Here is a 26,047-nt window from a genome sequence, read left to right on the forward strand (position 1 = left end):
CTCTTTAGTGAATTGTTGTGTGTGTGTCGGTCATTTTCAGGACCTGGGCTTTCAGCAGCTCAGCAGCCGGGTCATCCGGGCACTGGTCGATAAAAAACTGATAATCGGTGGCCGCTACCTGATGGCAGTCCAGCTGCTGATAAATAAACCCACGATCGCGGATTTCATACGGGTCATCCGGGACAAAGGTCAGCGCCAGATCGGTGCAGTTCAGAGCCAGAGTATAGCGCTCTTCACGCAGCAGCGCGCCTTTGAGCAGCGCCAGCCAGCGGCCGATAATGGTTGGGTTGTCAGCCGTTGCCAGATGTTCCGGCTCCAGTCTCGCCAGCGGGCCATCGTGCCCCACCAGCCAGGCGTGCAGGGTCTGCTCGCCGACATACTCACCATCAAAAGGATTGATATACTGCGGCATCTGCTCATACCAGCTCACCTTAACCAAAAACTGGGTAGGAAAAGCGACCCCTTCCACCGGAAAACCCAGCTTACGGGAGAAATAGAGCAGCAGAGAGCCCAGGCTGACCGGGATCCCTTTGCGGCGGCGCAGGACTTTATCCATAAAGCCGTTGTCTGAGCAGAAATAGGCGTCCGCATCGCCTTCAAATCCCCACTCGCAGTAAAACAGACGTAAGAAAGCGGCAAAACGCTGCTGCTCATCGGTCTCATGGCAAAGCTGAAGCTCTGCTTCTTTGAGCAGACGTTCCAGCTCGGCCTGTGACCAGGCGGTATCGGTTTCCGGGTCTATCGCGGCATTCAGCGCCAGCGCCCCTTCCACCAGCTCCATATTGTCGAAATCTTCGTCAAACAGATTCAGCATTAATTACCCCAGCAGTGAAGGAACCTTGTTCATCGCCAGATTGCCGGCCATGATCAGCCAGCCCAGCGCGCCCAGGAAGGCGAATGTTCTCAGCCAGCCATTCTTTGCCATTTTCAGGGTAAAGAAAGCCAGTGCAAAATAGGCCATCACACAGGTCATTTTCTCTGTCATCCAGTCGCTGGCACCTGTATATGGCACCTGACCTGTCATATAGATAAGCCCGAAGCCCGTCAGCAGCAGAATCGAATCATTCAGATGCGGAAAACGGCTGAAAAACGGGTGTTTCAGATGAGAAGATTCAGCCATCATCAGGCCATAGCGCAGCGTCAGCATCAGAGCGCTGATCGCAATCGTAATAAAGTGGAAGTGTTTTACCGCTGTATACATGGTTGTTCGCTTATTTAGTTATTGTGCCCAGCGACCATAAGTCACCCGGTCATTCCCTGCATAATCCTGAGCGGTGGCAACTTCAGTATAACCAAAGTCCTGCATCATCGCCCGTACGGCTTGTCCCTGCTCAAAACCATGCTCCATCAACAGCCAGCCTCCTGTTTCCAGAAAAGCCCGGCCGTGCCCGGCAATGTAAGTCAGATCCGCCATACCTTTCTCTTCTGCCACCAGGGCACTCAGAGGTTCAAAACGGACGTCACCCTGGGTCAGGTGAGGATCATCCTTTTCGATATAAGGTGGATTGCTGACGATACATGCAAACTTTGTTCCGTCTGTAAGTGGTGAAAACCAGCTGCCCTGGGCAAAACGGGCATTGGTCAGACCCAGGCGCTGTGCGTTCTCTGCTGCAAGCTCTGCCGCTTCCGGCATCAGGTCGATACCGGTCACTGCATGCTGCGGCAGCTCAGAGGCCAGCGCAAGGGCAATCGCGCCGGTTCCGGTACCCAGATCCAGTACCTGGCATGGCCGCGGCGGAATACGTTCCAGCGCCAGCTCGACCAGACGCTCAGTATCCGGGCGCGGGATAAGGGTTGCCGTTGAGACTTTCAGCGGCAAAGACCAGAACTCCCGCTCACCGAGAATATACGCCACCGGCTCGCCACCCAGGCGGCGCGCCATCAGGGCTTCAAATGCCTGCTCCTGCTCTGCCGTCATCTCTTTGTCCGGCCAGGTGAGCAGGTAACTGCGCGGTTTATCCAGCGCGTGGCAAAGCAACACGGCCGCATCGAGTGACGGCGAATCGCTGCCACTCTCTGCCAGGCGCTGCGCGGCGCTTTTCAGCACCGCTTCAATGGTGTTGCTCATCGCTTAGTTTTGCTCAGCCAGAGCCGCAAGCTGATCCGCCTGGTGCTCCTGAATGATTGGGTCGATCAGCGTCTGCATATCCCCTTCCATCACTTCGTTCAGACGGTAGATAGTCAGGTTGATACGGTGATCAGAAACGCGGCCCTGAGGGTAGTTGTAAGTACGGATACGGTCACTGCGGTCACCTGAACCCAGCAGGTTTCGGCGGGTATCCGACACTTCTGCCGCACGTCTTGCTTCTTCAGCCTGGATAATACGCGCTGCCAGCACCGCCATCGCTTTGGCTTTGTTTTTATGCTGAGAACGCTCATCCTGACACTCAACCACAGTACCGGTTGGAAGGTGAGTAATACGGATAGCAGAGTCGGTGGTGTTAACGTGCTGACCACCCGCGCCCGATGCACGGAAAGTATCAATTTTCAGGTCTGCCGCTTTGATTTCCGGAAGATCGGCTTCCGGGATCTCCGCCATCACCGCAACGGTACAGGCAGAGGTGTGTACACGACCCTGAGATTCAGTTTCCGGTACGCGCTGCACGCGGTGACCGCCCGATTCAAACTTAAGAACGCCGTAAGCGCCGTCACCGGATACTTTGGCGATCATCTCTTTGTAACCACCGTGTTCGGCTTCGTTAGAGTTCATCACCTCGATACGCCAGCCTCGCTTTTCTGCGTACTTGCTGTACATACGGAACAGGTCACCGGCAAAAATGCCCGCTTCATCACCGCCGGCACCAGCACGGATTTCCAGGAAACAGTTATGGTCATCGTTTGGATCTTTCGGCAGCAGCAGAACCTGCAGCTCATCCGCCAGCGATTCAATGCTGGCTTTGGCTTCCTTGATCTCTTCCTGCGCCATTTCGCGCATTTCAGGATCGTCTTCCTTCGCCATGTCTTCTGCAGCAGCAAGGTCGTCCTGTGCCTGCTGATACGCCTGGAAACATTTGGTGACTTCTTCCAGCTGAGAATACTCTTTCGACAGCGCACGGAATTTGTTCTGATCACCGATAATGTCAGGGTCGCCCAGCAGGTGCTGCACTTCTTCATAACGCTCAACCAGCGTCTGAAGCTTAGTCATAATTGAAGGTTTCATAGTTTTCTTTATTCGGTTACGAGTCTTCGAGTCCGAGACTCTGGCGGATAATAGTCAGTTTTGCAGGTTCACCCTGCTCCGCTGCGCTTTGAAGCGCCCGGGTCGGAGCATGGATCAGTTTGTTTGTCAGTTTATTGCTCAGTTCAAGCAGTACTTTGGCCGGATCAGCACCGCTCTCCAGTGACTGCAGACTTTTTGCCAGCAGATCTTCGCGGATTTCGTTGGCACTCTGGCGGTAATCGCGGATGCTGTCCACCGCCTGAAGCGAACGCAGCCAGCTCATAAAGGCGGCGCTCTCTTCTGAAACTATCGCTTCGGCCTGAATCGCTTCTGCGCGGCGCTGCTCGATATTGCGCTCTACTATCGACTGCAGATCGTCCACGGTATACAGGTAAGCATCATCAAGCTCGCCGACTTCGGCTTCCACATCACGCGGAACCGCGATATCGACCAGAAGTACCGGACGGCGGCGGCGCGCTTTCAGCGCACTCTCTACCATTCCCTTGCCAATAATCGGCAACGGGCTGGCGGTCGAGCTGATCACGATATCGGCTTTATGCAGGTGATCCGGAATTTCCGGCAGGCTGATCACACTGGCGCCAAACTGGCTGGCCAGTGACTGGGCGCGCTCTTTGGTGCGGTTGGCCACGATCATCTCTTTACAGCCATGGCCATCAAGATGTCTCGCCACCAGTTCTATGGTTTCACCGGCACCCACCAGCAGAACGCGGGTATCGTGCATGGATTCAAAAATCTGTTTGGCCAGGGTACAGGCCGCATAGGCCACTGATACGGCATTGCCACCGATATCAGTTTCCGTGCGCACCCGTTTGGCTACCGAAAAGCTCTTCTGGAACAGTTTCTCCAGCGCCGGGTCTACCGCATTGTGCTCACGGGCATCACTGAAAGACTGCTTCACCTGACCGAGGATTTGCGGCTCACCGAGTACCAGAGAGTCCAGCCCGCAGGACACCCGCATCAGGTGTTTCACTGCTGCCTGTTCTTCATGGATATAGATACTCGGCATCAGCTCCTGGGCATCAATGCCGTGGAAATCGGTCAGCCACTCGATAAGCCGGGCTTTGCCGTCCCCCTGGACTGTGCAATACAGCTCGGTACGGTTACAGGTAGAAACGATGACACCGCCGGACACGGCAGCGTGCCCTGGCAACTGTTCAAGAGCCCGGGTCAGCTTGTCCGGAGAAAAGGCGACTTTCTCGCGCAACTCCACCGAAGCGGTATTGTGATTGATACCTAAAGCAAGCAATGACATGAGGTGGGAAATCCCGGCTCCTGGATTATAAACAGAACGGAGAATTTTACTTTATGGCAAAGGCTATTTAAAGAGGGGATTTCCGCACAGCGTGATTTCAGTGCTATAGTGGCGGCAATATTTACTGCAAAGGACCCCATGGCAGTGCAAGCCTTATACAAACTGGATAAAAACCCAACACTTCTGGTTCTGCTTCTGTTTTCTTTTTTGCTCGGCGGTTGCGCCGGCCTGCCACCCGAACCGGTCCACAGCGTGGAATGGCAGGCCCATCAGCAGAAACTCGCCAGTCTGACTCACTACACCCTGAGCGGCAAACTGGCTTATATTTCCCCGGAAGAAAGGCAAAGCCTGAATCTGCACTGGAAACAGAGCCCGGCCAAAAGCAATCTGGCCCTGACCACCTTTCTTGGTCAAAGCGCACTGGACCTGACTTTCAATAACATGGACGCAAAAGTCGTTACCCATGATGGCCGTACCTTTACTCACCCGAACGTAAACCTGCTGGTGACCAAACTGACCGGCATGCAGATCCCCGTTAAACAAATGACGCAATGGGTAAAAGGCTCCCCGGAAGGTGCCACGGGCTATGAAGTCAACGAGCTCAATACTCTCCGTGAGCTGACCGCCGACATTTCCGGCCGTCAGTGGCTGATTACCTATAACCGCTATCAGCAACAGGGTGACATTCTGCTGCCGGCACTGATCACCATGAAAAGCGGCGACCAGACCATCAAACTTTCGATTTCCAACTGGACCATCAAGCAATGATAGACCAACTCACTCACTGGCCCTCTCCGGCCAAGCTGAACCTGTTTCTCTATATCACCGGCCAGCGCGACAACGGCTACCACGACCTGCAAACCCTGTTTCAGTTTATCGACCATGGCGATGAACTGCATATTCAGGCCAACCAGAGCGATAAAATCACCCTGACCCCGGAAATTAAAGGCGTTCCGCTTCAGGACAACCTGATTTACAAAGCTGCAATGGCGCTGAAGGCCAAAACCGGCTGCAAGCTGGGTGCGCACATCGAACTGGATAAACGCCTGCCTATGGGTGGTGGTATCGGTGGCGGCTCTTCCAATGCAGCCACGGCGCTGGTCGCGCTTAACTTTTTATGGCAAACCAATTTGAGTGATGACGAGCTGGCAGAGATCGGTCTCGCTCTTGGTGCGGATGTGCCGGTCTTCGTGCGGGGCTTTGCTGCATTTGCCGAAGGAGTTGGTGAAAAATTAATCCCTGCGGAGCCAAAACAGGCCTGGTATGTGATAGTTCGACCTGATGTCAGTATCGCAACCGCAGAAATTTTCAGTCATCCGCAATTGACAAGAAACACACCAAAGCGAGAGCTGGCAACGCTTCTGAGCGAACCTTACGGAAACGATTGCGAAAAAATCGTGCGGAACCTCTATCCGGAGGTTGATAAGCAACTTTCATGGCTGCTACAATACGCGCCGTCAAGATTGACGGGTACCGGATCGTGCGTTTTTGCTGAGTTTCCGACCAGAAAAGATGCCGAATCTGTACTCAATCAGCTCACAAATGATACCCATGCATTTGTGGCTGCAGGCGTAAATCTTTCGCCTCTAAAAGAAAGATTGGCTGAATACCAAGCAGCCTACTCACAATCTATCTAAAACTGGACGCAAACCTGAGGTTTCCACCGTGCCTGATATGAAGCTATTTGCTGGTAACGCTACACCTGAACTAGCCCAACGTATTGCTGATCGTCTATACATCTCTCTGGGTGATGCTACTGTATCACGTTTCTCTGACGGCGAAGTCGCTGTTCAAATCAACGAGAACGTTCGTGGTAGCGATGTATTCATCATCCAATCTACCTGTGCGCCTACCAATGACAACCTGATGGAACTGGTAGTGATGATCGACGCAATGCGCCGCGCTTCAGCGGGCCGTATTACAGCTGTAATCCCATACTTTGGCTATGCCCGCCAGGACCGTCGTGTACGTTCTGCGCGTGTGCCAATCACTGCTAAAGTTGTTGCTGACTTCCTGTCAAACGTTGGCGTTGACCGCGTTCTGACCATCGACCTGCACGCAGAGCAGATCCAGGGCTTCTTCGATGTTCCTGTAGACAACATCTTCGGTACTCCGGTACTGCTTGAAGATATGCGTGCCCGCGGTCTGGAAGATCCTGTTGTTGTATCACCTGACCTGGGTGGTGTTGTACGTGCCCGCGCTACGGCGAAAGCACTGGACGACACTGACATCGCTATCGTAGACAAGCGCCGTCCACGCGCTAACGTTTCTGAAGTGATGAACCTGATTGGTGACGTTGAAGGCCGCGACTGCGTAATCGTAGACGACATGATCGATACCGGCGGTACCCTGTGTAAAGCTGCAGAAGCGCTGAAAGCGCGCGGCGCGAAGCGTGTATTCGCTTACGCTACTCACGCAGTATTCTCAGGCAACGCTGCGAAAAACATCGCAGCCTCTGTACTGGACCAGGTAATCATCACCGACTCTATCGAGCTGTCTCCTGAAATGGAAGCAACAGGTAAAGTAACTCAGCTGACCCTGTCAAGCATGCTGGCTGAAGCGATTCGCCGCATCAGCAACGAAGAATCTATCTCGGCGATGTTTAACTAAGTTAAACAGGCTGAAATGATTTAAAAACCCTGCCGGAAACGGCGGGGTTTTTTATTATCAGGCGCTGGGCGCTGGGCGCTGGGCGCTGGGCGCTGGGCGCTGCAAGATATTGATAACAGTGACACCCGGCGTCAACAAAAAATCGCAAGCTTTTCGCAATACTCCCAACCCGCTCCCCCAGAGCCTAGTACCCAGGGCCCCGAGCCCCAACAAGCCATTTAGACGTCCAGACGTTGACACATCCAAACATCCCCTGTAACCTTGCGGCCACTTTCTGTTCTGTTGAGTAAATTATCATGCACACATCCCCGTCAGCCAAAGCGCTGTTACCGCTTGTGGTTTTTCTGGCCCTGTTTATTGGTGTCGGCAGTTATCTGAGCCTTCAGGGCGTGGAGTTCGCCTTCTACCAGCTGCCTGCACCGGTTGCTGCCCTGCCCGCTGTTCTGGTTGCGATCCTGCTAAGTAAGGAAAAACTCAACAAAGCCATTGAGCAGTTTATTCGTGGCGTGGGGCACAGTGACATTATTGCCATGTGCATGATCTACCTGCTGGCCGGCGCCTTTGCCTCGGTAGCCAAAGCGACCGGTGGCGTTGAGGCGACCGTAAACCTGGGTCTGTCACTGCTACCGCCAGGGCTGGTTCTGCCGGGGATGTTTGTGATTGCGGCCTTTATTGCCACCGCCATGGGCACTTCAATGGGCACCATTGCTGCACTGGCTCCTGTCGCTCTGGGCCTTGCCGACGCGACAGGGATTGATTACGCCATTGCCGCAGGTGCGGTACTGAGCGGCGCAATGTTTGGCGACAACCTGTCGATCATTTCCGATACCACCATTGCTGCAACCCGCTCTCAGGGCTGTGAGATGAAAGACAAGTTCAGGGAGAACATAGGTATCGCCCTGCCCGCGGCTATGGTTTCACTGGTGCTGTTTACCCTGCTGAGCGCGTCGGGCTCACAGCCGGAAACTACCGATATTGAGTGGCTGAAAGTCCTGCCTTACCTGACCATTCTGGTACTGGCGGTATCCGGCCTGAACGTGTTTGCGGTGCTGACCACGGGTATCCTGCTGGCCGGTGCGATTGGCCTCAGTAATGTGGCTGACTACTCCCTGACCCAATACAGCAAAGACATCTACGCAGGCTTTGGCAGCATGCAGGAGATCTTCCTGCTGTCGATGATGATCGGTGGCCTGAGTGCCCTGATGAAAGAACAGGGCGGACTGGCGTTTATTACCCAAACACTGAGTAAAATGCTGAAAAACGCCGGCAGTAAAGGCGGCGAATGGGGTATTGCCCTGCTGGTCAGCCTGGTGAACTGCTGCACCGCCAACAACACGGTCGCCATTCTGGTGTCAGGCTCCATCGCCAGAGATCTGGCCACAGAACACGGCGTCTGTGCCAAACGTTCAGCCAGCCTGCTGGATATTTTCTCCTGCGTTATCCAGGGCCTGCTGCCATACGGCGCTCAGGTACTGCTGATCGGCTCGATGATGAAACTCTCCCCACTGGAAGTGACCACCCATTCCTACTACTGCCTGGCCCTCGCCGCCAGCGCCCTGCTGGTCACCGCCTTCAAACCAGGCAAAGCACGCCAGAACAAAGACGCCCTGGCATAACCCTCTTATCAACAGAACCCAACAAGCCTGGCCCACACCCAGGCTTGTTTCATTTACTCTCCCGTCCAGAGCCCAGAGCCCAGAGCCCAGAGCCCAGAGCCGTTTATTCCGTTTTTCGTGCGAAAGGTCAACAGCTGTGCTGATGTGTGCTATCATACCGCGCTTTTTAGATTCCAAGAGAGATCTGAACCTTGAGTCAACCAATCAAACTCCTTGTCGGGCTGGCCAATCCGGGACCTGAATACGCCAAAACACGGCATAATGCAGGCGCCTGGGCAGTAGAAGAGCTGGCCCGCGTCCATAATGTGACGCTGAAAAACGAAGTGAAATTTTTTGGCCTGACAGGCAGGATCATGGTCAATGGTCAGGATCTCCGTCTGTTGATCCCAACTACCTTTATGAACCTGTCGGGTAAATCCGTTGCCGCACTGGCAAAGTTTTACCAGATCAAGCCAGAAGAGATCATGGTCGCCCATGATGAGCTGGATATGCCTCCTGGCGTGGCGAAGTTCAAAAAAGGTGGCGGGCACGGTGGCCATAACGGCCTGCGTGACATCATCAGTAAAATGGGTAACAACAAAGACTTTTATCGCCTCAGACTGGGCATCGGTCATCCGGGTCATAAAGACCGGGTGGCGGGCTACGTTCTGGGCAAAGCGCCAGCCAAAGAGCAGGAGTGTATCGACGCAGCGGTAGATGAATCCGTTCGCTGTCTGGACATCCTGTTAAAAGATGGCTTAACCAAAGCGCAAAATCGCTTACATACATTCAAAGCAGAATAAGGTAAAAAACCATGGGTTTTAAATGTGGCATCGTTGGTCTGCCAAACGTAGGTAAATCAACCCTGTTTAATGCACTGACTAAAGCGGGAATTGAAGCAGCAAACTTCCCTTTCTGTACTATCGAACCAAACACAGGTGTGGTTCCTGTGCCGGATCTGCGTCTGAACGCACTGGCTGACATCGTGAATCCGCAGAAGATCCTGCCTACCACGATGGAATTCGTAGATATCGCCGGTCTGGTTGCCGGTGCATCTAAAGGTGAAGGCCTGGGTAACAAATTCCTGGCAAACATCCGTGAAACTGACGCTATCGGTCACGTTGTTCGCTGCTTTGAAAACGACAACATCGTTCACGTATCAGGTAAAGTCTCTCCTCTGGAAGATATCGAAGTGATCAACCTTGAGCTGGCTCTGGCTGACCTTGATACCTGTGAGCGTGCCATTCAGCGCCAGGCAAAACGTGCCAAAGGCGGTGATAAAGACGCGAAGTTCGAAATCACTGTACTGGAAAAAATGCTGCCAATCCTGACTGAAGGTGGCATGGCACGCAGCGTTGAACTGGCTAAAGAAGAACTGGCAGCGATCGCATACCTGAACTTCCTGACTCTTAAGCCAACCATGTACATCGCGAACGTTAACGAAGACGGCTTCGAAGACAATGAGTACCTGGACGCAGTGCGCGAGCACGCAAAAGGCGAAAACGCGGTAGTAGTACCGGTTTGTGCGGCTATCGAATCTGAGCTGGCAGAGCTCGAAGATGACGAGCGCGAAGAGTTCCTGGCAGACCTTGGTATCGAAGAACCAGGCCTGAACCGCGTGATCCGTTCTGGTTACGAACTGCTGAACCTGCAGACTTACTTCACTGCAGGTGTTAAAGAAGTACGTGCATGGACCGTGCCTGTTGGTTCTACTGCGCCACAGGCTGCTGGTAAGATCCACACCGACTTTGAGAAAGGCTTTATCCGTGCTGAAGTGGTTGGTTACGACGATTTCATCGAATACAAAGGTGAAAGCGGTGCAAAAGAAGCCGGTAAATGGCGTCTGGAAGGTAAAGAGTACATCGTGAAAGACGGCGATGTGATTCACTTCCGCTTTAACGTATAAGTCATACCGACTTAACTGCTCAAAAAGCCAGCATTTACGCTGGCTTTTTTTATTTCTGCCAAATCACTCACCACACTTCAAACTGTTTATTTTCAATGGCTGTGGCGATTTTGAGCCAGTTTTAGATCATAAATACGTCTCTTTGTCTAAAAAAAGGACGAACGATTCTAAATTCGAAATTTCTTCAAAAAAACTGTTGACGGTTTCCGGTCATATCCGCATAATGCGCCCCGTTCCCAACGAGAAGGCAACTTACCGAAAGGAACAAACAATATGGAAATGGCTACGTAGCTCAGTTGGTTAGAGCACATCACTCATAATGATGGGGTCACAGGTTCGAATCCCGTCGTAGCCACCATTTCCTAAGCGCTTTTTCGAAAGTGTTCAGGAAATAAATGCGGAAGTGGCGGAATTGGTAGACGCACCAGATTTAGGTTCTGGCGCCGCAAGGTGTGAGAGTTCAAGTCTCTCCTTCCGCACCATATTGCAGACAGCAACTCTTTAGTGAGCTTGCCGTCAACCTGCAGGTCTATCGCCAAGCGGTAAGGCAACGGGTTTTGATCCCGTCATCCCCTGGTTCGAATCCAGGTAGACCTGCCACTATTTAGCAGCATTGATGATTAAACAATCACTCAGTACTGCTGGCAGTAAAAATCTTGAAAAAGAGTATGGAACTGCCCGCGAGATTGTATTATATTGTCTCGCTCCAAAAAGATGGCTACGTAGCTCAGTTGGTTAGAGCACATCACTCATAATGATGGGGTCACAGGTTCGAATCCCGTCGTAGCCACCATATTAAGCTCATCAGTCAAATGACTGGTAAGCCACAGAAAATTTGAGTCGCGGAAGTGGCGGAATTGGTAGACGCACCAGATTTAGGTTCTGGCGCCGCAAGGTGTGAGAGTTCAAGTCTCTCCTTCCGCACCATCTCAATTTTCTGTAACAATCTGAATTCATGCGGAAGTGGCGGAATTGGTAGACGCACCAGATTTAGGTTCTGGCGCCGCAAGGTGTGAGAGTTCAAGTCTCTCCTTCCGCACCATGAATTCAACCTGCAGGTCTATCGCCAAGCGGTAAGGCAACGGGTTTTGATCCCGTCATCCCCTGGTTCGAATCCAGGTAGACCTGCCACTATTTTGATAATCAGATTTATCTGGTTGTCCTGATAACCATTAAATGCGGTGGTGGCGGAATTGGTAGACGCGCTAGCTTCAGGTGCTAGTGTCCGCAAGGACGTGAGGGTTCAAGTCCCTCCCTCCGCACCAATGGTTACACAATCTGCAGGTCTATCGCCAAGCGGTAAGGCAACGGGTTTTGATCCCGTCATTCCCTGGTTCGAATCCAGGTAGACCTGCCATTACAACATCGATTCGGTTTTACCAATTACCGGGTTGATTACAGAATAAGTTGCGGAAGTGGCGGAATTGGTAGACGCACCAGATTTAGGTTCTGGCGCCGCAAGGTGTGAGAGTTCAAGTCTCTCCTTCCGCACCATTTATTCAGAGTGGCTACGTAGCTCAGTTGGTTAGAGCACATCACTCATAATGATGGGGTCACAGGTTCGAATCCCGTCGTAGCCACCATTTATTACATTCTTAAGCGACAGCATTATTGCGGTGGTGGCGGAATTGGTAGACGCGCTAGCTTCAGGTGCTAGTGTCCGAAAGGACGTGAGGGTTCAAGTCCCTCCCTCCGCACCAATATTGCTGAGTTTAAGAATACCTGCAGGTCTATCGCCAAGCGGTAAGGCAACGGGTTTTGATCCCGTCATTCCCTGGTTCGAATCCAGGTAGACCTGCCACTACAACGTTGATTCGATTTTACCAGTTATCGGGTTAACTAAAGATTATGTTGCGGAAGTGGCGGAATTGGTAGACGCACCAGATTTAGGTTCTGGCGCCGCAAGGTGTGAGAGTTCAAGTCTCTCCTTCCGCACCATTATTTAATGGCATTGTCAGTTTTAACTGACAGACCATTGATTATCTGTCAGCGATTTGCGGTGGTGGCGGAATTGGTAGACGCGCTAGCTTCAGGTGCTAGTGTCCGAAAGGACGTGAGGGTTCAAGTCCCTCCCTCCGCACCAAATCGTTCAGACAGAAAATCTGCAGGTCTATCGCCAAGCGGTAAGGCAACGGGTTTTGATCCCGTCATTCCCTGGTTCGAATCCAGGTAGACCTGCCATTACAACGTTGATTTGTCTCCACCAGACAGGTTAACCACAAATTGTGCGGTGGTGGCGGAATTGGTAGACGCGCTAGCTTCAGGTGCTAGTGTCCGCAAGGACGTGAGGGTTCAAGTCCCTCCCTCCGCACCAAAAAACATCAAACCCACCCTCGCGGTGGGTTTTGTGTTTTCTGGAGAAAGGCGCTGGGCTCTCGGCCCTGGGCACTAGGAAAAGCAAAGCGCCACACTGCCAACCATTAAGCTCACCCATAATTCAGGTCCAGACCCACGGAGTTATCAGCGCTTCCCCCGAGGACCTCGAACCCCGCAGCGAAGCGCCCCTCGCACCCTAAAGATCACAACCCCAGCGCATACTTCAACACTTTTTCTTTCAGCGGCCCGGCATTTTCAGCCAGTTTCAGTGCTGCGTTACGCACCAGTTTCAGTGGCAGCAGGTCGTTGCTGAATCCTTTGTAGAACACATCCATTCCGGTTTGCATTAACAGATTGTCCGGTTTACGTTTTCTCTGATAAGCCTGCAGCGCTTTGTCTGTGATGCCGTGTTTGTCCACCATCGCCAGCAATACGTCCGCGTCTTTAAAACCTAAGTTAACGCCCTGACCCGCCAGCGGGTTGATAGTATGGGCCGCATCACCGACCAGCACGCAGCCTTTGGCAAAGTAATCCTGTGCGTGACGTCTTGTCAGCGGGAAGCTGCCCCACTGCAGAACTTCGATGTCTCCCAGCTCTTTCGGGAAATTAGCCAGGATCTCCTCACGCAGTTTCTCTTTGGATAGCTGGCCCAGCTGACGAATGCGTTTTGGCGCGTCATACCACACCAGCGATCCCTGATGGCCACACAGCGGCAAAAATGAACGCGGACCGGATGGCAAAAACTGCTGCCAGGTAATATCCTGCTGAGCCAGTTCGGTTTTCACATTGATCAGCATGCAGTGCTGACGATAGTCCCAGGCCGTAATGCCAATACCTGCCAGCTGACGGACTCTGGAATTCGCACCATCTGCCCCGATCACCAATTTTGCCTTCAGGGTTTCACCGCTGGAAAGATGCAGTTCACTGCCCTCTTTATCTGCATTCAGAGACTCCAGCGTATCCGGACAGCGAAGCACCAGATTCGGGTAACCGGCGAACTCCTGCCACAACCCAAGCTGGATCAGACGGTTTTCGACGATAAAGCCTAACTGGTCGAGCTCCAGACTGTCCGCACTGAAACGGGTGCGGCATTCCTGATGCTCCCAGGTTTCCAGCCTGCGGTAGGGGCATACCCGCATAGATTTGGTATGTTGCCAGGCTCCCAGCCTGTCCAGCAACGCCACCGAAGTATGAGAGATCGCCGAAACGCGAATATCCATCGGCTGTCCGGAAGCAAAAGGTTCGGGTTTATGGCCTTCCACCACTACTACCTGCTTACCCTGTCTGGCGAAGCCGACCGCCAGCGCGGCGCCCACCATGCCGCCACCCACGATGGCAATATCAAAATAGGTCTCTGTCATAGGTTTATCACCATGATTTTATATCTGTTTTCTATTGTACGTCTGAAGGTGTTAAAAGCGAGTAAAACCCTTGCTGAATGTGGCACCAGAGGAATATTGGCTACCCTCTGGTCAGGCGGTATTTAAAGCAGTACAATACGCGGCTACCACCGGTATGGGGGTAGAACTGAATTAATAAATCCGTACAACGATTAGATTGACGAGCGATAGTGAGATGAGTAAGAAACTGCTAATTAAAACCTGGGGCTGCCAGATGAACGAGTACGATTCATCAAAAATGGCTGACCTGCTGAACGCGGCGAACGGTTACGAGCTGACTGAAGACCCAGACCAGGCAGATGTACTTCTACTTAACACCTGTTCGATCCGTGAAAAAGCGCAGGAAAAAGTGTTCCACCAGCTGGGCCGCTGGAAGACTCTGAAAGATACCCGTCCTGGCGTTGTGATCGGCGTGGGTGGCTGTGTAGCTACTCAGGAAGGTGACCATATCCGCGAACGTGCACCTTACGTTGACGTGATCTTTGGCCCACAGACTCTGCACCGCCTGCCTGAGATGATCAAACAGTCTCAGTCAGACGAAGTGCCGGTAATGGATATTTCCTTCCCGGAAATCGAAAAATTCGACCGCCTTCCTGAACCACGCGCAGAAGGCGCGACTGCGTTCGTTTCTATTATGGAAGGCTGTTCAAAATACTGTACTTACTGCGTGGTTCCATACACCCGCGGTGAAGAAGTCAGCCGCCCAATGGATGACGTACTGTTTGAAGTCGCTCAGCTGGCTGAGCAGGGCGTGCGTGAAGTGAACCTGCTGGGTCAGAACGTAAACGCCTACCGTGGTCCTACCCATGATGGCGAGATCTGCAGCTTCGCAGAACTGCTGCGTCTGGTCGCTTCTATCGACGGTATTGACCGCATCCGCTTTACGACCAGCCACCCGCTGGAGTTTACCGATGACATCATCGCAGTATACGAAGATACCCCTGAGCTGGTGAGCTTCCTGCACCTGCCGGTACAGAGCGGCTCAGACCGTGTTCTGACCATGATGAAACGTCCGCACACAGCGATCGAGTACAAGTCGATCATCCGTAAACTGCGTAAAGCACGTCCGGACATCCACATCAGCTCTGACTTTATCGTTGGCTTCCCGGGTGAAACCGATCAGGACTTCCAGGACACCATGAAGCTTATTCGTGATGTAGACTTTGATATGAGCTTCAGCTTTATCTTCTCACCACGTCCTGGTACGCCTGCGGCAGACTACCCTTGTGACCTGCCTGAGCAGACCAAAAAAGAGCGCCTGTACGAGCTGCAGCAGCAGGTCAACAGCCAGGCAATGCGTTACTCGCGCCAGATGCTGGACACCGTTCAGCGCGTACTGGTAGAAGGCCCATCGAAGAAGGATCTGATGGAGCTGCGTGCACGCACCGAGAACAACCGTGTGGTAAACTTTGAAGGTTCAGCGGATCTTATCGGTCAGTTTGTTGACGTGAAGATCGTTGACGTGTTCTCTAACTCACTGCGTGGTGAGCTGGTACGTACCGAGAAAGAGATGAACCTGCGTGTGGTGACCTCTCCTGCTGAAATGATGGAGAAGACCCGTAAAGAAGACGAACTGGGTGTCGCAACCTTTACGCCATAAGCGCACAATAAAGAATCCATTTAAAGCCCGGTCGTTATCGGGCTTTTTGCTAATGTGAGGCAAATTTGAGCAATAAAATTGTCACTCTGGAAATCAATCTGGAGCCGGAAGATAACCACCGTCTGTCGAGCCTGTGTGGCCCGTTTGACGACAATATCAAGCATTTAGAACGCCGTCTGGGCGTTGAAATCAACCACCGCGGTAACTTCTTTACCGTTGTCGGCAAACCTCATACTGCTGCAGCCGGCCTGGATATCCTCAAAACCCTGTATGTTGATACTGCGCCGGTACGTGGCCAAATCCCGGATATTGAACCCGAGCAGCTCCACCTGGCAATCAAAGAATCCGGCGTACTGGAGCAGAATGCTGAGTCTTCGATTGAGCACGGCAAAGAAGTATTCATCAAGACCAAGAAAGGCGTGATCAAGCCGCGTACCCCAAACCAGGGACAGTACCTGATGAACATGGTCACCCATGACATCAGCTTCGGTATTGGCCCGGCTGGTACCGGTAAAACCTACCTGGCGGTTGCTGCTGCAGTTGATGCGCTTGAGCGTCAGGAAATCCGCCGTATCCTGCTGACCCGCCCTGCGGTGGAAGCGGGTGAAAAACTGGGCTTCCTGCCTGGTGACCTTAGCCAGAAAGTAGACCCTTACCTGCGCCCTCTTTACGATGCCCTGTTTGAAATGCTGGGCTTTGAGCGCGTAGAGAAGCTGATTGAGCGTAACGTGATTGAAGTCGCCCCGCTTGCCTACATGCGTGGCCGTACCCTGAACGACGCCTTTATCATTCTCGATGAGAGTCAGAACACCACGGTCGAACAGATGAAAATGTTCCTGACCCGTATCGGCTTTAACTCACGCGCAGTTATCACGGGTGACGTAACCCAGATCGACCTGCCACGCGGCGCCCGCTCCGGTCTGCGCCACGCAATTGAAGTGCTGAGTGATGTCGATGAGATCAGCTTTAACTTCTTTGCTGCCGATGACGTCGTGCGCCACCCTGTGGTTGCCCGCATCGTTAACGCGTACGAGAAGTGGGAAGCCAAAGATCAGAAAGAGCGTAAAGAGCGTGAACGTCTTCGCCGTGAAGAGCGCGAAGCACTGCAGGCACAGCAAACCAACGGCGGTGAATCATGAGCATTGAACTGGACCTGCAAATTGCGGTCGAAAATCCTGAGGGCCTGCCGGCAGAAGCCGACCTTCACAAATGGCTGAGCACTACGGTCAGCCAGTTTCAGCCTCAGGCAGAAGTGACCATCCGCATTGTGGATGAAGAAGAGAGCCACCAGCTGAACCTGGAATACCGGGGAAAAGACAAGCCGACCAACGTGCTCTCTTTCCCGTTTGAAGTACCACCAGGTGTGGAGATCGACCTGCTGGGCGATCTGATCATTTGCCGCCAGGTTGTTGAATCTGAAGCAAAGGAGCAGAATAAGCCCCTGGATGCCCACTGGGCGCATATGGTTGTACATGGCAGTCTTCATCTGCTAGGTTATGATCATATCGAGGATGAGGAAGCCGAAGAGATGGAATCCCTCGAAACAGAAATCATGCAGTCTATGGGTTTTGAAGACCCCTATATTGCAGAGAAATAGGTTCAGATACGGGTAACGGGATACATGAAGCGGGACAACTCCTCGCTTTTTGTTCCTCTCGTAACCCGATTCTGCTCCCGTGAGCTGTCACACATCTGGCAGCGTTAACTTATGAGAACTCATGAACAACGAAGATAATTCGCCTCCGTCATCGGATGGTAAAAACGAAGGTCCGAGTAGAAAGTCCTTCTTTGAACGCCTGGGCCAGCTCTTTCAGGGCGACCCAAAAGACAAGCAGGAGCTTGTCGATGTGATCCGCGATTCTGAAATCAACGACCTTATCGACCACGACACCCGCGACATGCTCGAAGGTGTGATGGAGATTTCAGAGCAGAGAGTCCGGGATATTATGATCCCACGCTCTCAAATGGTAACCGTTGAACGTACCCACGTTCTCGATGACCTGGTCGCTCTCATCACCGATGCGCAGCACTCGCGCTACCCGGTTATCAGTGAAGACAAAGATCACGTAGAAGGCATTCTGTTAGCGAAGGACCTACTTAAGTATCTCGGCTCCAACAGCGAGCCATTTCAGATTGAACAAGTCATTCGTCCTGCGGTCGTCGTACCGGAGAGCAAGCGCGTTGACCGCCTGCTGAAAGAGTTCCGCGAAGAGCGCTATCACATGGCTATCGTCGTGGATGAGTTTGGCGGTGTTTCAGGTCTGGTCACTATCGAAGACATCCTTGAAGAAATCGTCGGAGAAATCGAAGACGAGTTCGACGATGAGGAAGAGACCGAAATCCGCAAACTGAGCAAGCACACCTTCTCTGTGCGGGCGCTGACGACGATTGAAGAGTTCAACGAGACCTTTGGTACCAGCTTCAGTGATGAAGAGGTGGATACCGTTGGCGGACTGGTGATGACCCGCTTTGGTCACCTGCCAACCCGCGGCGAGATCGTCGAACTGGATGGTTTCAGCTTTAAAGTAACCTCTGCGGATAACCGCCGCGTTATCCAGCTGCAGGTTACCATTCCGGATCAGGACAAACAGCCGGTTACCCAACCGGAAGAGTGATCCCGGGAGGCTGACTCCCTGCGTTGTTACAAAACTGCCCGGCCACCAGGCCGGGCTTTTTGATAAAGGCAAATAAAAACAAAATGGCACAACTCTGGTTATCCCGTCTTTTTCGTCCGCTGGCCGCTTTCTCTGCCGGCGCGGTTGCCACCCTGGGCTTCGCCCCTTATCAGCTCTGGCCTGCGGTGTTCGTCAGCCTGACGGCCCTGCTGCTGCTCATCCACAAGCAAAGCAACAAACGCGCTTTTGCCATCGGTTACAGCTGGGGACTGGGACAGTTCGCCACCGGGATAAGCTGGGTTCATATCAGTATCGATACCTTTGGCGGGATGCCGAAAATCGCCAGCGTGTTCCTGATGGTGCTGTTAATCGGCTACCTTGCGCTCTACCCGGCGCTGTTTTCTGTTGTGCTTAACCGCTGGTTTGGCAAAAACAACACCGTAAAACTGCTGCTGGCAGGCCCTGCGCTGTGGATGATCAACGAATGGCTGCGCGGATGGGTGATGACCGGCTTTCCGTGGCTCTGGCTCGGCTACAGCCAGATTGATGCACCATTTGCCTCTTTTGCACCGCTCGGCGGCGTAGACCTGATTTCTTATCTGATTGCGCTCAGCTGCGGAGCCCTAACCCTGGTACTGCTGACGCGCCGGTTCGCCTTTATCGCCCTGCCCGCGGCACTGTTTGCTCTTGCCGGCGCGCTGCAAACCGTTAACTGGGTTACCCCAAACCCGGACAGTAAAACCGAATTCGCCCTTATTCAGGGCAACATCCCTCAGGAACTGAAATGGGTGCCAAGCCAGCGCTGGCCAACCATCATGAAGTACACCGACCTGAGCCGGGAAAACTGGGATGCCGACGTGATCATCTGGCCGGAAGCGGCGATCCCGGCCTTTGAGCGTGAGCTGCCCTCTTTCCTGAATAATCTGGACTCGGCCGCCAGAATGAACGAGAGCGCGATCATCACCGGCGTGGTGACCATGCCGGAGCCAAGGGTGTACTACAACAGCATCGTCTCGCTGGGCAGTAACCAGCACGGCGAGTACAACTACGTCACCCAGCCGCGCTACAACAAGCACCACCTGCTGCCATTCGGCGAGTTTGTGCCGTTTGAAGATATCCTGCGCCCGCTGGCCCCTTTCTTTAACCTGCCGATGTCCTCGTTTAACCGCGGTGACTACGTTCAGCCAAATATCGAAGCCAACGGCCGCCATCTGGCACCGGCGCTCTGCTATGAGATCATCTTTAACGATCAGGTACGTCAGAACATCTACGATGATACAGACTTCATCCTGACCCTCTCCAACGACGCCTGGTTCGGTCACTCGATCGGCCCGCTGCAGCACATGGAGATCGCCCGCATGCGCGCACTGGAGCTGGGTAAACCGGTGATCCGCGCTACCAATAACGGCGTCACCGCCATCACCGACTACCAGGGCAAAATTACCTCCCGCGTCCCGCAGTTCGAGACCGAAGTGCTGCGCGCCTCAGTGGTTTCAACGAATGGAATGACGCCATACCGGAAGTTTGGGGTGTGGCCGCTTTATGGGTTGGTGTTGGTTAGTTTGGTTATTGGGTGGGGCAGAAGGAAAAGCAGGTCCTAGGTCCTGGGGCTCTGGGCTCTGGGCTCTGGGCTCTGGGCTCTGGGCTCTGGGCTCTGGGCTCTGGGCTCTGGGCTCTGGGCTCTGGGCTCTGGGCTCTGGGCTCTGGGCTCTGCAAGCAGGGGGGCTTATTCAAGTTTTACTGTCAACACGATAGCTCATCTTCCCACTTCACTTATCGCGAACTCCCCCAGGGCCTGGTACCCAGTGCCCAGCGCCTTTTCTACGGCTTCAACGACAACCGCGTAAACCCATTATGCCCGCACTCTTTACAAGGCTCGACCAGGGTTGGGTGGTTATAATAAGTCTTATGGCCGCACTTATCGCACACCAGGTAACCCAGGCCGATAATGTCCCCGGCCTGATACAGTCCTTTATGCTCCAGGTCCATAAACAGTTCGCGCCACTCGACCTGGGTGCGGTCGGTGATCTCTAACAGTCCCTCCCAGACAGAATTGGCGATCATCAGATAAAACGGGCTGCGGTCGCGGTCTTTCTGATAAGTATCCGCAAACTCCTTCAGATCTGAGCGGACGTAAGCTTTCACCAGCGCCATCTCATCTTTGGTCATATCACTGGCCGCAGACATCACCTCCGCAGAGGTATTGAGTACCTTTTCCAGCTCTTCAGGACTGTGTTTGAGAGTATCAACCACCTCGTCCAGCTTCTCTTCGTATCCGGCTTTGCGTTTTGGCATACAACACCTCCGTGGATTGGCTATTGTTGAGCGTCGCTCCTTTATGTATTCTATGCGGATCATTAAAAGTCTGATCTAACCGATCTCACAAATTCCAGGATAATCGGATGTCATCGATGCAAGACCAATACAACCCGCAAGATATTGAACAGAAAGTTCAAAAGCACTGGGACGACAGCAAGACCTTTGTTGTAAGTGAAGACCCAAATAAAGAAAAATTCTACTGTCTTTCTATGTTCCCGTACCCAAGTGGCCGACTTCACATGGGTCACGTACGCAACTACACCATCGGTGACGTAATTTCCCGCTTCCAGCGACTGCAGGGCAAAAATGTTATGCAGCCTATCGGCTGGGATGCATTCGGCCTGCCAGCTGAAAACGCGGCAGTGAAAAACAATACCGCTCCGGCGCCATGGACCTACGAAAACATCGAGTACATGAAGAACCAGCTGAAACTGCTGGGCTTCGGTTACGACTGGGACCGTGAGTTCGCAACCTGTACTCCTGAGTACTACCGCTGGGAGCAGGAATTCTTTACCAAACTGTACGGGAAAGGCCTGGTTTACAAGAAGACCTCTTCTGTTAACTGGTGTCCGAACGACCAGACCGTACTGGCGAACGAGCAGGTTGAAGACGGCTGCTGCTGGCGCTGTGATACGCCGGTAGAGCAAAAAGAGATCCCTCAGTGGTTCATCAAGATCACTGAATACGCTCAGGAACTGCTGGACGACCTGGATAACCTGGATGGCTGGCCTGAAATGGTTAAGACCATGCAGCGCAACTGGATCGGCCGCTCTGAAGGTGTTGAACTGAAGTTTGCGGTTAACGGTCACGACGATCTGGAAGTGTACACCACACGTCCTGATACCCTGATGGGCGTAACCTACGTAGGTATCGCAGCAGGTCACCCTCTGGCAGACATCGCTGCTCAGAACAACCCTGAGCTGGCTGCATTTATCGAAGAGTGCAAAAACACCAAGGTGGCTGAAGCTGAGCTGGCGACCATGGAGAAAAAAGGCATGGCTACCGGCCTGACCGCTGTTCACCCGCTGAACGGCCGTGAAGTACCGGTATTTGTGGCTAACTTCGTACTGATGGATTACGGCACAGGCGCAGTAATGGCAGTACCGGCTCACGACCAGCGTGACTACGAGTTCGCGACCAAATACGGTCTGGATATCGTACCGGTAATCAAACCTGCCGACGGCAGCGAGCTGAACATCTCTGAAGCGGCTTACACCGAGAAGGGCGTACTGTTCGATTCAGGCGAATTCGACGGTCTGGACTTCCAGGCAGCATTTGACGCAATCGCAGCCAAACTGGAAAGCGAAGGCAAAGGTGTTAAAACCGTTAACTTCCGTCTGCGTGACTGGGGTGTATCCCGTCAGCGTTACTGGGGCGCGCCAATCCCTATGGTGACCACCGAAGACGGTGAAGTCCATCCGGTACCGGCTGATCAACTGCCAGTTATCCTGCCTGAAGACGTGGTAATGGATGGCGTAACCAGCCCAATCAAAGCTGACAAAGAGTGGGCGAAAACCACCTTTAACGGCGAGCCGGCACTGCGTGAAACCGACACCTTTGATACCTTTATGGAATCTTCGTGGTACTACGCGCGCTACTGTTCACCAAAAGCAGAAGCGATTGTTGATTCAGAGCAGGCGAACTACTGGCTGCCGGTAGACCAGTACATCGGTGGTATCGAGCACGCCTGTATGCACCTGCTGTACTCACGCTTCTTCCACAAACTGCTGCGTGACGCAGGCTACGTGACTTCTGACGAGCCGTTCAAGCAGCTGCTGTGTCAGGGTATGGTTCTGGCTGATGCCTTCTACCACACTAACGACAAAGGCACCAAAGAGTGGATCGCACCAACTGACGTAACCGTTGAACGTGATGGCAAAGGCCGCATCGCCTCTGCAACTGACGAGCAGGGCCGCGCGGTTGAACACTCAGGCATGATCAAGATGTCCAAGTCGAAAAACAACGGCATCGACCCACAGGAAATGGTCGACAAGTACGGCGCAGATACCGTTCGTCTGTTTATGATGTTCGCATCACCGGCTGATATGACCCTGGAATGGCAGGAATCCGGCGTTGAAGGTGCTAACCGCTTCCTGAAACGTGTATGGAAACTGGTAAAAGAGCACACTGAGAAAGGCGAAGCTGTTGCTGTTGATACTGCAGCCCTGTCTTCTGATCAGAAAGCCCTGCGCCGCGACGTTCACAAGACCATCGCTAAAGTGACCGACGATATTGCCCGCCGTCAGACCTTCAACACCGCTATCGCCGCTGTGATGGAACTGATGAACAAGCTGGGTAAAGCGTCTCAGGAATCTGAGCAGGATCGTGCAATTCTGGATGAAGCACTGAAAGCAGTCGTTGCTATGCTGTACCCAATCACTCCGCACATCTGTTTTGAAATGTGGAAAGCACTGGGTGAGTCAGAGATCGACAACGCGGGCTGGCCTGCACACGACGAGAAAGCACTGGTTGAAGATGAGAAGCTGATCGTAGTTCAGGTAAACGGCAAACTGCGTGCGAAACTGACTGTTGCGGCTGACGCAACCAAAGAGCAGGTAGAAGAGCTGGGCCTGAATGACGAGCACGTCACCAAGCACACCGAAGGCAAAACTATCCGCAAAGTGATCTATGTCCCTGGTAAGCTGCTGAACATCGTAGCAAACTGATTGTCATAGTAATTAGCACTGCAAACAGGGCGCAATGCGCCCTGTTTGATTGTGTTTTGTTCAGGGCTTTCCCAAGCCTTTACCAAAGCTCAATCAAATTCGTAAAGGGAGTCTTTAGTGAGCCGTTTATCTACCTCTGTTACCCCCCGCCTGCTGGTTGTTCTGTTGCTTTCTCTGCTGACTACTGCGTGTGGTTTCCAGTTTCGCGGCAGCTACCTGATCCCGGAAGAAGTCTCTGCGCTCTCACTGACCAGTTTTGACCCCTACGGCAAGCTGACCCGCTTTGTTCAGAACGAACTGCACATGAACGGCGTGGATATGGTTCAGCCTGCGGCGAACATCCCTAACCTGCACCTCATCAGCGAAGCTGAGTCGCAACGCACCCTGTCACTGTACCAGAACAGCCGAGCGGCAGAATACGAGCTGACCTACACCGTCAACTACCGCGTGACCATCGCAGAAGTGGGCAGCCAGACCTTTACTACCACCGTAAACCGCAGCTACCTGGATAACCCGATGGCCGCACTGGCAAAATCGGAAGAGAAGGAAATGACCCTGGACGAAATGCGTCTTCAGGCCGCCCGTCAGATCCTGCGTCAGATGGCCCGTCTGAAAGCTAAACTTGAAAGAGCCGAACAGCTGACAGAAACCGAGCAGCTCGACGAAGGCGTAACTCAGACCACCACTACTGAATCGGTAAACTGAGCCCATGCGCGTCTACGCCGATAAACTGAGCGATCAGCTTAGCCGTCAGCTGCATCCGGTCTACCTGCTGACCGGCAGCGAACTGCTGCTGCTTCAGGAAAGCCGCGAAGCCATCGCCGCAGAGGCGGAAAAAGCCGGCTTTCTTGAGCGCCACCGTTTCGCTCTCGATGCCAGCATCGACTGGGATCAGGTGTTCGACTGCTGCCAGGCAATGAGCCTGTTCTCAGCCCGTCAGATCATTGAGCTGGAGATTGGTGAATCCGGCCTGCCGGCCAATGCCGGCAAAGAGCTGTTGGCGCTGTCTGACATACTCCACAGCGATATCGTACTGGTGCTTGTCGGCCAGAAGCTGACCCGCGCCCAGGAAAACACCAAATGGTTTAAAGCCCTGGCTGCGAATGGCTGCGTGGTGAGCTGCCTGACACCGGATATTTCCCGCCTGCCACAGTTTGTGATGCAGCGCTGCCGTAAACTCGGCCTGACGCCTGACCAGCCAACCACCCAGCTGCTGGCCCAGTGGCACGAAGGTAACCTGCTGGCGCTGGTTCAGAGCCTGGAAAAACTGGCCCTGCTCTACCCGGACGGTCAGCTGACCCTGCCCCGGGTCGAAGAAGCGCTCAGCCGCCACAACCATTACACCCCATTTCAGTGGGTGGATGCCCTGCTGGCCGGCAAAGCCAAACGCGCTCAGCGCATCCTGCGTCAGCTTCAGGCTGAAGGCGTCGAGGCCGTGATCCTGCTGCGCACGCTGCAAAAAGAGCTGATGCTGCTGCTGACGATGCGCCAGCAACTCAGCCAGCAGTCAATGGCCTCAGTATTTGAGTCACACCGGGTATGGCAGAACAAGCGTCCGCTCTATTCAGCAGCCCTGCAACGGCTGTCTGCGGCCCACCTGAGTCGTCTTATTCACCTGCTGACCCAGGCCGAGCTGGAGACCAAAACCCGCTTTGATACCCCTGTCTGGCCAACTCTTGCCCAATTATCGCTGGAGTGCTGTGCACCTGACAGCATGGTCAGCGGACTAAACTAAAAGCGTGCTATACTCGCCGCGACACAGACAAACCGATTTTTGAGGAAAAACACCTTGCTACGCGAAGAACTTCGAGATTTTCTGGCCGACAAAGCTGACGATATGAAAGCTCAGGACATTATCACCCTGGACGTACAGGGCAAGTCGAGCGTGACGGACTTTATGGTTATCTGCACCGGCACTTCCAAACGCCACGTTGCTTCCATTGCCGATCACGTTGCCAGCGAAGCCAAAAAAGCCGGTCTGGAACCATTGGGTACCGACGGCGAAACCGAAGGCGAATGGGTGGTGGTCGATATGGGTACCACCATGGTGCACATTCTTCAGGAAGAGCACCGCGAACTGTACCAACTTGAAAAGCTGTGGAGCTGACCGGTGAAAATTCAACTGATTGCCGTTGGCACCAAGATGCCCAAATGGGTCGAGACGGGCTTCGAGGAGTACCGCCGCCGTTTCCCGCATGATATGCCGCTGGAGCTGGTTGAGATCCCGGCGGGCAAACGCGGCAAAAATGCTGATATCGCACGCATTTTGCAAAAAGAAGGCGAAGCCATGCTGGCAGCAGTGCCAAAAGGCAACCGTATCGTGACCCTGGATATTCCAGGCAAACGCTGGGATACCCCACAGCTGGCTGACCAGCTGGAAGCATGGAAACTGGATGCCCGTGACGTATCCATTCTGATCGGTGGCCCGGAAGGCCTGGCTCCGGCGTGTAAAGCCGCCGCCGACCAGAGCTGGTCCCTGTCTCCCCTGACCCTGCCTCATCCGCTGGTACGCGTTGTCATGGCCGAAAGTCTGTACCGCGCGTGGAGTATTACCGCGAACCACCCATACCACAGAGAATAAGTTCGG

General features: G+C 53.4%; 23 protein-coding genes and 17 tRNA genes. 33 read left to right on the top strand and 7 right to left on the bottom strand.

The window, feature by feature from the left end; genetic code table 11:
• Positions 1-4: 4 nt before the first annotated feature.
• The 5 genes from ACVB80_RS11385 to hemA are packed head-to-tail and all read right to left on the bottom strand — an operon-like array spanning position 5 to position 4,433.
• Positions 5-814, bottom strand: coding sequence for a SirB1 family protein (locus tag ACVB80_RS11385; RefSeq protein ID WP_481081415.1), 810 nt, complete (start codon positions 812-814; stop codon positions 5-7).
• A 3-nt stretch (positions 815-817) separates the two neighbouring features.
• The gene (locus ACVB80_RS11390) at positions 818-1,201 is read right to left on the bottom strand and encodes a SirB2 family protein (RefSeq protein ID WP_481081416.1); all 384 of its coding nucleotides are present in this window, start codon (positions 1,199-1,201) and stop codon (positions 818-820) included.
• Between the two features lie 18 nt (positions 1,202-1,219).
• A complete protein-coding gene (gene prmC / locus ACVB80_RS11395; RefSeq protein WP_481081417.1) occupies positions 1,220-2,068 on the bottom strand; it encodes a peptide chain release factor N(5)-glutamine methyltransferase in 849 nt (282 codons plus the stop codon).
• A gap of 3 nt (positions 2,069-2,071) precedes the next feature.
• Entirely contained in the window at positions 2,072-3,160 is a 1,089-nt protein-coding gene (gene prfA / locus ACVB80_RS11400) for a peptide chain release factor 1 (protein WP_481081418.1), read from the bottom strand.
• Between the two features lie 16 nt (positions 3,161-3,176).
• On the bottom strand, positions 3,177-4,433 hold the full coding sequence (hemA, locus tag ACVB80_RS11405) for a glutamyl-tRNA reductase (protein ID WP_481081419.1): 1,257 nt from the start codon (positions 4,431-4,433) through the stop codon (positions 3,177-3,179).
• A gap of 144 nt (positions 4,434-4,577) precedes the next feature.
• Between hemA and lolB the strand changes: the two genes are divergently transcribed.
• The 23 genes from lolB (at position 4,578) to ACVB80_RS11520 (ending at position 12,858) form a co-directional block, all read left to right on the top strand.
• Positions 4,578-5,201 carry a lipoprotein insertase outer membrane protein LolB gene (gene lolB / locus ACVB80_RS11410; RefSeq protein WP_481081420.1) on the top strand — a complete coding sequence of 208 codons (624 nt, stop codon included), beginning with the start codon at positions 4,578-4,580 and terminating at the stop codon, positions 5,199-5,201.
• Entirely contained in the window at positions 5,198-6,070 is an 873-nt protein-coding gene (ispE, locus tag ACVB80_RS11415; RefSeq protein ID WP_481081421.1) for a 4-(cytidine 5'-diphospho)-2-C-methyl-D-erythritol kinase, read from the top strand. Before lolB ends, ispE begins: the two co-directional genes overlap by 4 nt.
• 28 nt (positions 6,071-6,098) lie before the next feature.
• A complete protein-coding gene (locus ACVB80_RS11420) occupies positions 6,099-7,043 on the top strand; it encodes a ribose-phosphate pyrophosphokinase (RefSeq protein ID WP_481081422.1) in 945 nt (314 codons plus the stop codon).
• A 296-nt stretch (positions 7,044-7,339) separates the two neighbouring features.
• On the top strand, positions 7,340-8,659 hold the full coding sequence (locus tag ACVB80_RS11425; protein ID WP_481081423.1) for a Na+/H+ antiporter NhaC family protein: 1,320 nt from the start codon (positions 7,340-7,342) through the stop codon (positions 8,657-8,659).
• A 191-nt stretch (positions 8,660-8,850) separates the two neighbouring features.
• A complete protein-coding gene (gene pth, locus ACVB80_RS11430; protein ID WP_481081424.1) occupies positions 8,851-9,441 on the top strand; it encodes an aminoacyl-tRNA hydrolase in 591 nt (196 codons plus the stop codon).
• An 11-nt stretch (positions 9,442-9,452) separates the two neighbouring features.
• Positions 9,453-10,544: a redox-regulated ATPase YchF gene (gene ychF / locus ACVB80_RS11435; protein WP_481081425.1), complete on the top strand. Its 1,092-nt coding sequence runs from the start codon at positions 9,453-9,455 to the stop codon at positions 10,542-10,544.
• 281 nt (positions 10,545-10,825) lie between these two features.
• Positions 10,826-10,902, top strand: a tRNA-Met gene (locus ACVB80_RS11440).
• 39 nt (positions 10,903-10,941) lie between these two features.
• Positions 10,942-11,026: transfer RNA gene (locus ACVB80_RS11445), tRNA-Leu, on the top strand.
• Between the two features lie 43 nt (positions 11,027-11,069).
• Positions 11,070-11,144, top strand: a tRNA-Gln gene (locus ACVB80_RS11450).
• Positions 11,145-11,260: 116 nt separating this feature from the next.
• Positions 11,261-11,337: transfer RNA gene (locus ACVB80_RS11455), tRNA-Met, on the top strand.
• A gap of 49 nt (positions 11,338-11,386) precedes the next feature.
• Positions 11,387-11,471: transfer RNA gene (locus tag ACVB80_RS11460), tRNA-Leu, on the top strand.
• Positions 11,472-11,501: 30 nt separating this feature from the next.
• Positions 11,502-11,586 (top strand) — tRNA-Leu (locus tag ACVB80_RS11465).
• Between the two features lie 14 nt (positions 11,587-11,600).
• Positions 11,601-11,675: transfer RNA gene (locus ACVB80_RS11470), tRNA-Gln, on the top strand.
• Positions 11,676-11,722: 47 nt separating this feature from the next.
• Positions 11,723-11,809, top strand: a tRNA-Leu gene (locus tag ACVB80_RS11475).
• Positions 11,810-11,826: 17 nt separating this feature from the next.
• Positions 11,827-11,901 (top strand) — tRNA-Gln (locus ACVB80_RS11480).
• 52 nt (positions 11,902-11,953) lie between these two features.
• Positions 11,954-12,038 (top strand) — tRNA-Leu (locus ACVB80_RS11485).
• 12 nt (positions 12,039-12,050) lie between these two features.
• Positions 12,051-12,127: transfer RNA gene (locus ACVB80_RS11490), tRNA-Met, on the top strand.
• Between the two features lie 30 nt (positions 12,128-12,157).
• A tRNA-Leu gene (locus ACVB80_RS11495) sits at positions 12,158-12,244 on the top strand.
• A gap of 26 nt (positions 12,245-12,270) precedes the next feature.
• A tRNA-Gln gene (locus ACVB80_RS11500) sits at positions 12,271-12,345 on the top strand.
• 52 nt (positions 12,346-12,397) lie between these two features.
• Positions 12,398-12,482: transfer RNA gene (locus tag ACVB80_RS11505), tRNA-Leu, on the top strand.
• Positions 12,483-12,540: 58 nt separating this feature from the next.
• Positions 12,541-12,627 (top strand) — tRNA-Leu (locus ACVB80_RS11510).
• Positions 12,628-12,650: 23 nt separating this feature from the next.
• Positions 12,651-12,725, top strand: a tRNA-Gln gene (locus ACVB80_RS11515).
• 46 nt (positions 12,726-12,771) lie between these two features.
• Positions 12,772-12,858: transfer RNA gene (locus tag ACVB80_RS11520), tRNA-Leu, on the top strand.
• Positions 12,859-13,063: 205 nt separating this feature from the next.
• Here the strand turns inward: ACVB80_RS11520 and ACVB80_RS11525 are convergent.
• Positions 13,064-14,221 carry a 2-octaprenyl-3-methyl-6-methoxy-1,4-benzoquinol hydroxylase gene (locus ACVB80_RS11525; protein ID WP_481081426.1) on the bottom strand — a complete coding sequence of 386 codons (1,158 nt, stop codon included), beginning with the start codon at positions 14,219-14,221 and terminating at the stop codon, positions 13,064-13,066.
• A gap of 214 nt (positions 14,222-14,435) precedes the next feature.
• Here ACVB80_RS11525 and miaB point away from each other — a divergent pair, with 214 nt between their 5' ends.
• The 5 genes from miaB (at position 14,436) to lnt (ending at position 20,076) form a co-directional block, all read left to right on the top strand.
• Positions 14,436-15,860 carry a tRNA (N6-isopentenyl adenosine(37)-C2)-methylthiotransferase MiaB gene (gene miaB / locus ACVB80_RS11530; protein WP_481081427.1) on the top strand — a complete coding sequence of 475 codons (1,425 nt, stop codon included), beginning with the start codon at positions 14,436-14,438 and terminating at the stop codon, positions 15,858-15,860.
• Positions 15,861-15,925: 65 nt separating this feature from the next.
• Positions 15,926-16,999, top strand: a complete 1,074-nt coding sequence (locus ACVB80_RS11535) for a PhoH family protein (protein ID WP_481081428.1) — start codon at positions 15,926-15,928, stop codon at positions 16,997-16,999.
• Positions 16,996-17,457, top strand: coding sequence for an rRNA maturation RNase YbeY (gene ybeY / locus ACVB80_RS11540; protein WP_481081429.1), 462 nt, complete (start codon positions 16,996-16,998; stop codon positions 17,455-17,457). The genes ACVB80_RS11535 and ybeY overlap by 4 nt, the downstream gene beginning before the upstream one ends.
• A 121-nt stretch (positions 17,458-17,578) precedes the next feature.
• Positions 17,579-18,475 (top strand): CNNM family magnesium/cobalt transport protein CorC, encoded by an 897-nt coding sequence (corC, locus tag ACVB80_RS11545; protein ID WP_481081430.1) that lies wholly within the window; start codon positions 17,579-17,581, stop codon positions 18,473-18,475.
• A gap of 83 nt (positions 18,476-18,558) precedes the next feature.
• Entirely contained in the window at positions 18,559-20,076 is a 1,518-nt protein-coding gene (gene lnt, locus ACVB80_RS11550; protein ID WP_481081431.1) for an apolipoprotein N-acyltransferase, read from the top strand.
• 220 nt (positions 20,077-20,296) lie between these two features.
• Here lnt and ACVB80_RS11555 read toward each other — a convergent pair whose 3' ends face one another.
• Positions 20,297-20,770, bottom strand: a complete 474-nt coding sequence (locus ACVB80_RS11555) for a zinc ribbon-containing protein (protein ID WP_481081432.1) — start codon at positions 20,768-20,770, stop codon at positions 20,297-20,299.
• 116 nt (positions 20,771-20,886) lie between these two features.
• On the opposite strand from ACVB80_RS11555, the gene leuS reads away from it, so the two are divergent.
• The 5 genes from leuS to rlmH all read left to right on the top strand — a co-directional run bounded on the left by leuS (position 20,887) and on the right by rlmH (position 26,041).
• Positions 20,887-23,460, top strand: coding sequence for a leucine--tRNA ligase (leuS, locus tag ACVB80_RS11560; protein ID WP_481081621.1), 2,574 nt, complete (start codon positions 20,887-20,889; stop codon positions 23,458-23,460).
• 117 nt (positions 23,461-23,577) lie between these two features.
• A complete protein-coding gene (locus ACVB80_RS11565; protein WP_481081433.1) occupies positions 23,578-24,165 on the top strand; it encodes an LPS-assembly lipoprotein LptE in 588 nt (195 codons plus the stop codon).
• 4 nt (positions 24,166-24,169) lie between these two features.
• Complete coding sequence (gene holA / locus ACVB80_RS11570) at positions 24,170-25,195, top strand: DNA polymerase III subunit delta (protein WP_481081434.1); 1,026 nt, start codon at positions 24,170-24,172, stop codon at positions 25,193-25,195.
• A gap of 54 nt (positions 25,196-25,249) precedes the next feature.
• Positions 25,250-25,567 (top strand): ribosome silencing factor, encoded by a 318-nt coding sequence (gene rsfS / locus ACVB80_RS11575; RefSeq protein WP_481081435.1) that lies wholly within the window; start codon positions 25,250-25,252, stop codon positions 25,565-25,567.
• A 3-nt stretch (positions 25,568-25,570) separates the two neighbouring features.
• Positions 25,571-26,041: a 23S rRNA (pseudouridine(1915)-N(3))-methyltransferase RlmH gene (rlmH, locus tag ACVB80_RS11580; RefSeq protein ID WP_481081436.1), complete on the top strand. Its 471-nt coding sequence runs from the start codon at positions 25,571-25,573 to the stop codon at positions 26,039-26,041.
• Positions 26,042-26,047: the final 6 nt, after the last annotated feature.

The sequence above is a fragment of the Vibrio sp. 9-16B-A1 genome (assembly GCF_056726165.1).